The organism is Streptomyces silaceus, assembly GCF_001419745.1.
GTDB classification, from domain to species: Bacteria; Actinomycetota; Actinomycetes; order Streptomycetales; family Streptomycetaceae; genus Streptomyces; species Streptomyces silaceus.
This window is the reverse complement of record NZ_LIRJ01000538.1, coordinates 1-8,004: the sequence shown is the minus strand read 5'-3', so window position 1 is coordinate 8,004 and position 8,004 is coordinate 1. Positions and strand designations below refer to the sequence as shown.

Annotated in this window: 8 protein-coding genes; 2 read left to right on the top strand and 6 right to left on the bottom strand. The window is 73.6% G+C overall.

Annotated elements, in window-relative coordinates; translation table 11 throughout:
* The 5 genes from AOK22_RS36125 to AOK22_RS36105 all read right to left on the bottom strand — a co-directional run.
* Positions 1–708, bottom strand: a 708-nt coding sequence (locus AOK22_RS36125) for an ABC transporter ATP-binding protein (protein ID WP_055702908.1), incomplete at its 3' end; no start/stop codon positions are given.
* Positions 709–711: 3 nt separating this feature from the next.
* A complete protein-coding gene (locus AOK22_RS36120; protein WP_055702907.1) occupies positions 712–1,557 on the bottom strand; it encodes an ABC transporter permease in 846 nt (281 codons plus the stop codon).
* Positions 1,554–2,510: an ABC transporter permease gene (locus tag AOK22_RS36115; protein WP_055702911.1), complete on the bottom strand. Its 957-nt coding sequence runs from the start codon at positions 2,508–2,510 to the stop codon at positions 1,554–1,556. The genes AOK22_RS36120 and AOK22_RS36115 overlap by 4 nt, the downstream gene beginning before the upstream one ends.
* A gap of 9 nt (positions 2,511–2,519) precedes the next feature.
* Positions 2,520–4,172: an ABC transporter substrate-binding protein gene (locus AOK22_RS36110; protein ID WP_055702906.1), complete on the bottom strand. Its 1,653-nt coding sequence runs from the start codon at positions 4,170–4,172 to the stop codon at positions 2,520–2,522.
* On the bottom strand, positions 4,169–5,314 hold the full coding sequence (locus tag AOK22_RS36105; protein ID WP_055702905.1) for a C45 family autoproteolytic acyltransferase/hydrolase: 1,146 nt from the start codon (positions 5,312–5,314) through the stop codon (positions 4,169–4,171). Before AOK22_RS36105 ends, AOK22_RS36110 begins: the two co-directional genes overlap by 4 nt.
* A gap of 122 nt (positions 5,315–5,436) precedes the next feature.
* On the opposite strand from AOK22_RS36105, the gene AOK22_RS36100 reads away from it, so the two are divergent.
* Positions 5,437–6,441: a MurR/RpiR family transcriptional regulator gene (locus AOK22_RS36100; RefSeq protein ID WP_079037056.1), complete on the top strand. Its 1,005-nt coding sequence runs from the start codon at positions 5,437–5,439 to the stop codon at positions 6,439–6,441.
* 14 nt (positions 6,442–6,455) lie between these two features.
* Here AOK22_RS36100 and AOK22_RS36095 read toward each other — a convergent pair whose 3' ends face one another.
* A complete protein-coding gene (locus tag AOK22_RS36095; RefSeq protein ID WP_055702910.1) occupies positions 6,456–6,998 on the bottom strand; it encodes a helix-turn-helix domain-containing protein in 543 nt (180 codons plus the stop codon).
* A 113-nt stretch (positions 6,999–7,111) separates the two neighbouring features.
* Between AOK22_RS36095 and AOK22_RS36090 the strand changes: the two genes are divergently transcribed.
* Complete coding sequence (locus AOK22_RS36090; protein WP_079037055.1) at positions 7,112–7,867, top strand: AzlC family ABC transporter permease; 756 nt, start codon at positions 7,112–7,114, stop codon at positions 7,865–7,867.
* Positions 7,868–8,004: the final 137 nt, after the last annotated feature.

Sequence of the window (8,004 nt, the reverse complement as noted above, 5' to 3'; positions counted from 1 at the left end):
GGCGAGGAGGCCCTGGGTGTAGGGGTGGGCCGGGGTCGTGAACAGGGCCTTCGCCGTGCGTTGTTCGACGACTCGGCCCGCGTACATCACGTAGACGCGGTCGCAGTACGCGGCCGCCAGGTGCAGGTCGTGGGTGATCAGGAGCAGGCCCAGGTCGCGGGTGGCGCGCAGGGAGCGGAGGAGGGCGAGGATCTCCGCCTGGGTCGTCACGTCGAGGGCGCTGGTCGCCTCGTCGGCCAGCGCGCCCGCGATGACGACGCGCTGGAGCATGCCGCCGGAGAGTTCGTGGGGGCGCTGGCGCAGGCGGCGTTCGGGGGACGAGAGGCCCACCGCTTCCAGGAGTTCCGCCGCGCGGGCCCGCGTCGCGCCGCGTTCGGTGAGGAAGTCGCCGATGCGGCGCACCGGGTTGAGGGCGGCGCGCGGGTCCTGGTGGACCATGGCGACGGGTCCCGCGCGGTGGGCGCGGAGCTGTTCGCCGGTGAGGGCGAGGACGTCCGTGTCGGAGGAGAAGCGGACCGAGCCGGTCGCCGACGCGCCGGGCGGCAGCAGGCCGATGGCCGCCTTCGCCGTCGTCGACTTGCCCGAGCCCGACTCGCCGACCAGACCCACGACTTCGCCGGGTGCGACGTGGAGGGAGACCTCGTCGAGGACCGGGCGCGCGGCGCCGGGGAGGTGGACGGTGAGGTCCTTGATGTCGAGGAGCGTCATGGCTCACTGGCTCCCTAGCCGGTCGGCGGCCCAGACCCCGACCACGTTGAAGGACACGACGACGAGGGCGATGGCGGTGCCGGGCACCATGGCGGGCAGGAGCGCGCCTTGGACGATGGCGGCCTGGCCCTCCTGGACCATCAGGCCCCAGTCGGAAGACGGGGGTTGGGCGCCGAAGCCCAGGTAGGAGAGGGTCGCCAGGGACATCAGGGCCTCGCCGAAGAGGACCACGAGGTAGCCGAGGACGGCCCGCGCCAGGTTCGGGACGACGTGGACGGCGCAGATGCGGGCGCCGCCCATGCCGAGGACGCGGTAGGCGTCGACGTACGGCTTGCGCGCCTCCGAAAGGGCCAGGGAGCGCGTGTACTTGGCGATCGTCGGGGTGAAGGCGAGGCCGAGCGCGAGGACCGAGGTGGTCATGCCCGCGCCGAAGACGGCGATGATCAGGACGGTGAACAGCAGGCCGGGGAAGGCGTACATCACGTCCGTGAGCCGGGAGACCAGGGCGTCCACCCAGCCGCCGCGCCAGGCGGCGAGCACACCGAGGGTGACGCCGAGGGCGGCCGCGACGGCGAGCAGCAGCACCGGGGCGATCAGGCTGGTGCGGGCGCCGTACAGGGCGCGCGAGAGCAGGTCCTGGCCGGAGGAGTCGGTGCCGAGGAGGTGGTCGCCGCCGGTGCCGACCAGCGAGGCGGAGAGGTCGATGGCGTCGGGGGCGTAGGGCGCGAGGAGCGGGGCGAGGACGGCGGCGAGGACCACCAGGGCGAGGAAGGCTCCGGCGGCCATGACGCCGACGGGGCGCCGGCGGCCCGCGGCCGGCGGGGTGAGGGCCAGGGCGGGGGCGGTCATGACGTGGCTCCCTTCACTCGGGGGTCGAGCAGCGGGTGCACCAGGTCGACCAGCGTCGTCACGACGATGTAGCCGGTGACCATGAGGAGCAGGACCGCCTGGGCGACCGGGAAGTCGTGGGTGTTGATGGCGCCGACGAGCAGTGAGCCGATGCCGCTGATGCCGAAGGCCGTCTCGACGACGACGGTGCCGGCGAGCATCCCGGCCATGACGAGTCCGCACATCGTGACGATGGGGCCCAGCGCGTTGCGCAGGACGTGGCGGCGGACGATGTCCCGTTCGGGCACGCCCGAGGCCCGTGCGGCCTCGACGTGGTCGGAGGCGGCGGCGTCGGCCATCGCCTGGCGGGTGACGCGGCTGATGATCGCGAGGGCGCCGAGCGCCAACGACAGGGCGGGCAGGGTCAGATGGTGCAGGGTGCCGGTGAACCCCTCGCCGCTGCCGGTCACCGGGAACCAGCCGAGCCGTACGCCGAAGAGCGAGACGAGGGCGATCGCGGCGACGAAGGAGGGGACGGAGGCGGCGAGCGTGGTGCCGCCGACGACCAGCGAGTCGACCCAGGTGGAGCGCCTGACGGCGGCGAGGACGCCCGCGCCGACGCCGAGGACGACGAAGAGCACGGTGGCGTACGCGACGAGCTGGAGCGTGGTCGGGAAGCGGGCCGCGACGAGGTCGACGACCTGGTCGCTGTACTTGAAGGACCGGCCGAGGTCGAGGTGGACGCAGTCCCACAGCCAGCGCCCGTACTGGACGACGAGCGGCTCGTCGAGGTGGTACTGGGCGCGGACCGCTTCGAGCCGCTCGGGGGTCAGCTTGTCGCGGCCGCCGGCCAGGAACACGGCGGGGTCGCCGGGCGCCGCGTACACGGCGGCGAAGATGACGAACGACGCGGCGAAGAGGGTGGCCGCAAGGCCCGCAAGGCGGCGGGCGATCCGGGACAGGAGCGAGAACATGCCGCTCACCTAGCCCTTCTTCAGGCCGAGTTCGGCGGCCCACGGGTAGTAGAGGTAGGACTGCGAGGCCGGCGGGCCCGTCATGCGGTCGTCGAGGACGAGCGCGGTGGGCACCTGCGCGAGCGGGATCCACACGGCGGCGTCCACGAAGCGGCGCTGCACGTCGACGGCGAGTTCGGCGCGCTTGCCGTCGTCGAGGGTGCCGAGGGCCGCGCGGACGCGCTGGTCGTACGTGGCGTCCTTGAAGCCGACCCAGTTGTTGGAGGAGTCGGAGAGGCCGTTGTCGTAGAAGCCCATGGGGTCGGCCTTGGAGATGTACCAGTCGCCGACGAGGACGTCGATGCCGGCGCGGGCCTGCGGGTCGCTGTAGAACTCCTCGAACTGGGCGGTGGGCACGGTCTTGATCTGTCCCTTGACGCCGATGCGCTGGAGGGCGGCGCGGACGGCGTTGGCGACGACGGTGCGGCCCTGGCTGCTGTCGGTGCCGATGACGACGGGGTCGGCGGGGGCGCCCGCGGACCGCACGAGCTTCTTGGCCTCGGCGAGGTCGGCGGCGGTGGGCGTGGCGGGCGCGAGGCGTTCCAGCTTCTTCTGCGCGGCGGCGAACCGGGGCTTCTCGTAGCCCCACGCGCCGGAGCCGACGGGGGTGGCCCAGGGCTGGACGAGACCGCCGTAGCCGGAGCGGGCGATGCCGGTGCGGTCGACGGCGAGCGAGAGGGCGCGGCGGATCCGCGGGTCCTTCAGGCCGCCGCGCGCGGTCGGGATGAGGACGAGGGAGGCCGTGGAGGGGCCGTAGTACTGGTCGATGCCCCGGGTGGCGCGCAGGGCGGAGGCGGTGTTGGGGGACTCGGCGTAGGCGCCGTCGGCGGCCCCCGTCTTGAGGGCGTTGACCAGCGCGCTGTCGGAGGCCCAGCGGAAGGTGACCTGCCGGGTCAGCGGCTTCTTGCCCCAGTACCCGTCGTACGCCTCGATGGTGAGGGAGTCGCCGGACTTCCAGCCCGCGAGTGCGTACGGTCCCGAGCAGGCGTCCTTCTGCCCGGGGGTGCCGAACTCCTTTCCGGACGCGCTGACTTGCCGCTTGTTCCAGACGATGCCCGCGTCACCGGCGAGGGCCTTGGTGAAGAGGGCGTCGGGGGCCTTGAAGCGGATGGTGATCTCGCGGGCGCCGGTCTTCTCCATGGAGCGGACGTTGCCGAACTCGTCGGCCTGTTCCATGTCGGGGTCGGCGTGCCGCTTCAGGCTCCACAGCACGTCGTCGGCGGTGAGCTTCGAGCCGTCGTGGAAGGTGACGCCGTCGCGGACGGTCAGGACGAGGGTCCTGTCGTCGGGCGTGCGGGCCTTGGTGGCGAGGTGCGGCCGGACGCTCATGTCGGGCTGGAGCTGGTAGAGCCGCTCGCAGACGTTGGTGAGGACGACGCGGCCCGCGCTGGAGCCCTGGGTGTCGAGGTCGAGCGAGTCGGGCTCGTCCTCCAGGAGCCAACGGGCCTTGTCCAGGTGTCCCTTGGCGGCGGGGGTGGTCGCCGTCAGCTTCAGCTTGGCGGCGTCGGCGGGCGCGCCGCCCAGGGCCGTGGTGTCGGCGCCGGCGCAGGAGGCGGTGGCGAGCAGGGCGGTGGCGGCGAGGCCGGCCGCGGCGGCGCGGCGCCGTGGTCCGGGGGTGCTCATGAGGGGTCTCCGTACGGGCCGTCGTAGAGGTTCCAGGGCATGTGCTGGTAGTCGCGGTCGCACGGGGTGCCCGCGGTGACGTGGTAGTCGCCGCTGGTCAGGTCCACGCAGGAGGAGACGAGTGTGGCCCAGTGGCGGACGGCGGGGCGGCGCGGGTCGGGGTGGGTGCACAGCGACTCGGGCAGGCCGAGGTGGTCGGACAGGGCGTCCTTGATCAGCTTGCGGGACTCGTCGGGGCCGGTGGAGCCGCGCAGCGCCCGCAGCCCCTGTTCGGCGCGCGGGACGCGGACCAGGGAGTCGGAGGACATCGGGCGGTAGTCGGCGGCGAGGGCGGCGGGGACGCCCGCCTGGTAGTGGTTGCCGTGCACGAGGAGGCCGTCGGTGGGGTACATCCAGCCGTGTCCGGCGGGCGTCGTCTCCAGGTCGACGGCGAAGCCCTCGCGGCAGGTCAGCAGGGCGTTGCTGGCGATGTGGGCGCGGGTGCGGCAGAGCACGTCGAGGGCGTCGGTGATGGTGGCCTGGTCGAGGACGTCGCGGCGCACGACGGTCTGCGGGAGGCCGACCGCGTCGTCGAAGCGGCCGCCGAGGCCGTTGGCGTTGAGGGCGATGCCCGCGGAGTTGGCGCCCTGGCGGCCGATCTGCCCGGCCTCGACCTGCATGATCAGGGTGGGTCTGGGCGGCTGCACGACGCGGAGCATCACGACGGTGTCGGCGACGCCCGCGCGCCAGTCCCAGTTCTGTCCGGCGTAGACGTGGCCGTCGCCGCTGGCCTCTCCGTAGGCGGCGAAGGAGGTGCAGCCCTCGGCGGGCTCCTCCTCGGCGGTCATGTCGGCGAACGACTTGTCGTAGATGACCTCGCCGCGGGCGTTCAGGGCGAGCACGTCGAGCAGGCGCACTCCGGCGCCGTCGGCGATGCCCTGCATCTCGTCGAGGAGGTGGGGGGCGTGGGCGCGCACGGGGTCGAGCCAGCGGGCGGCCCGTGCGGTGACGTTCTCCCAGGTCAGCCCGGACGACTGGCCGAAGGCCTCGGCGTAGTAGCCGAGCGCGGCGCGGATCCGGGGGCGGACGGCCTCGCCGTACTGGCGGCCGCGGTCGGTCGGCGTGCCGGAGATCTCGATCACGGGGAGCGTGCGGGGTGCCATTGTTCTCCTAGCGACGGAGAGGTCCGGCAACGACGTGTTGTAACGTCGGTTACGAGATTCTCTCCTCTTGGAATGCGTTGCCCAGGAGAGTAACCGCCGTCACACGAGAGTCAATAGCCGTAATGGAAATTTCAGAGGGCATGGAGCGGCTCCGTTCTGCCGTGCGCGACCAGTGGGAGACCCTGTCCGCCTCGGAGCGCGCGGTCGCCCGGTACCTGGCGAGCGCGCCGCCCGAGTCCCTGCTCTTCGCCAGCGCGCAGGAGCTCGGCACGGCCAGCGGCACCAGCAACGCCACGGTCGTCCGCGCGCTGCAGCGCCTCGGGTACGCGGGGCTGCCCGCGCTCAAGCGCGAGCTGGCCTCGGACTTCACCTCCGCGGTGGCGCCCGAGGTCCGCCTCAAGCAGCGCATCGCGCACGTCGGCCGGGACCTCGGCGACATCTGGGGCGACGTCTTCGACGAGGCGCAGGAGCGCATCGAGCACGCCCGCCGCCTCACCCCGGACGACGCGCTGCGCGCGGCGGTCGGGGCGCTCGCGGAGGCCGGCGAGATCCACTGCTACGGCGTCGCGGCGTCCGAACCGGCCGCGCGCCACCTGGCGTTGGCGCTCGGCCGCATCGGCCGCCGCGCCCGCCACACCGGGGAGACCGGGTTCGCACTGGCCGACGCGCTGCTCGGCATCCGCCAGGGCGACGCCGTGGTGATCTTCCAGCCGGGCCGCGCGCTGACCGAGCTGACGGTCCTGATCGAGCGGGCGCGGGCGGTCGGCGCGCGGGTCGTCCTGGTCACGGACGAACTGGCGGAGCTGTACGGGTCACGGGTCGACGCCGTCCTGACCGCGCCGCACACCCCGACGGGCATCACGACGGAGGCGCTGACCGCGCTGGTGGTCGCGGACGCGCTGCTCCTCGCGCTGACCACGCTGGACGAGGCGCGGGCGGTGGACACGTCGCATCAACTGACGGCGCTGCGGGAGCAGTTGCTGTCCCCGAAGGGATCTTCGCCGAAGGGGCCTTCGCCCAAGGGGCCTTCACCTAGGGGGTCCTCGCCGAAGGACCCCTCCTCGAAGGGAGCGTCGGCGAAGGCCGCGTCGCCGAAGCCGTCGTCGCCGGGGCCGCGGCAGGACTGACGCCCGCCCACTCCTCAGACGTGCTGCATGACCAGGACGAACGTCGTGCCCGGCACCAGCGCCTCGTACGCGTGCGGCACGTCCCCCCGGTACGACATGTAGTCGCCGGGACCCAGCTCCACCGCCTCGCCGCGCGGGCCCGCCAGCAGCCGGCCCGTGCTGACGACCAGGTGCTCCACCGACCCGGGGATGTGCGGGTCGGACTCGCGGGCGGCGCCCGGCTCCAGCGCGCCGTGGTAGATGTCGCGCCGCACGCCGGTCGGCCCGGCCGACAGCAGCGTGCCCGCGTAGGACGAGTTCTCCGCGCGCATGGTCGGCCCCTCGCCCGCGCGGATCACCGTCACCGCGGGCGCGGGCGACTCCACGAGCACGCTGAACGGCACCCCGAGCGCGACCGCCAGCGACCAGAGCGTCTCGATGCCCGGATTGCCCGTCGCCGCCTCCAGCTGGGACAGCGTGGATTTGGCGATGCCCGCGCGTTTGGCCAGTTCAGAGAGGGAGAGCCCGGCCTTGGCGCGCTCGCGGCGCAGGGCCGCGGCGACCCATTCGCGGGGCATGCGGGACCCGTCGGTCGTCACGTCGTTCGCTCCTGATTCTCCCCGTACGTTCGCTACAGGGGACCGATCGTTCGGCTTGACGAACGCTCCCCATGGACCCCATCCTACGACCCATGCGTTCGTCACACCGAACAGACAGCCCGCCACACCGAACGGACGAGGGGTTCGTCCGCCTCTCGCACCTGCCCCCGGGCGTCCTGCGCGACATCGCGCTCGTCTGGCTCGCCGACGCGGTCGTCGGCCTCTCCTTCGGCGCCATCGCCGTCGCGGGCGGCCTGCCGCTCTGGGTGCCGGTGGTCATGTCGCTGCTCGTGTACGCGGGCTCCGCCCAGTTCAGCGCGGTCGGCATCCTCACCGCGGGCGGCGGACCCGTGGCCGCGGCGGCCACCGGCCTGCTGCTCAACTCCCGTACGGCGGCGTTCAGTCTGGCGCTCGCCGACGACCTCGGGCGGTCCTGGGCGGCGCGGCTGATCGGCGCGCACCTCGTCACCGACGAGACCGCCGCGTTCGTGCTGGCCCAGCGGGGCCGGGCCCGGCGCAGGGCAGCCTTCTGGATATCCGGCGTGGGGCTGTTCCTCGCGTGGAACCTCAGCGTGCTCGTCGGCGCCCTCGCCGGGTCCGCGCTCGGCGACACCGACCGGTTCGGCCTCGACGCCGCGTTCCCCGCGGTGCTGCTCGCGCTGGTGCTGCCCGCGCTGCGGGCCGACAGCGCCGCCCGGCGGGCGTCGGCGGCCGGGGCCGTCATCGCGGTCCTGGCCGCGCCGGTGCTGCCCGCCGGGGTGCCGGTACTGCTCGCCCTGCTGGGTCTGCTCGCGGCCCGCCGCGGACCCCGCCGCCCCCGTCCCACCGCCCCCAGGAGCCCCGCATGAACGCCACGCTCGCCTGCGTCCTGACCCTCGCCGCGGGGACGTACGTCTTCCGGCTCGCCGGACCCGTCCTGCACGGCCGCGTCGAACTCCCCGCACAGGTCCAGGAGTTGCTGACCGTCGGGGCCACCGTCCTGCTG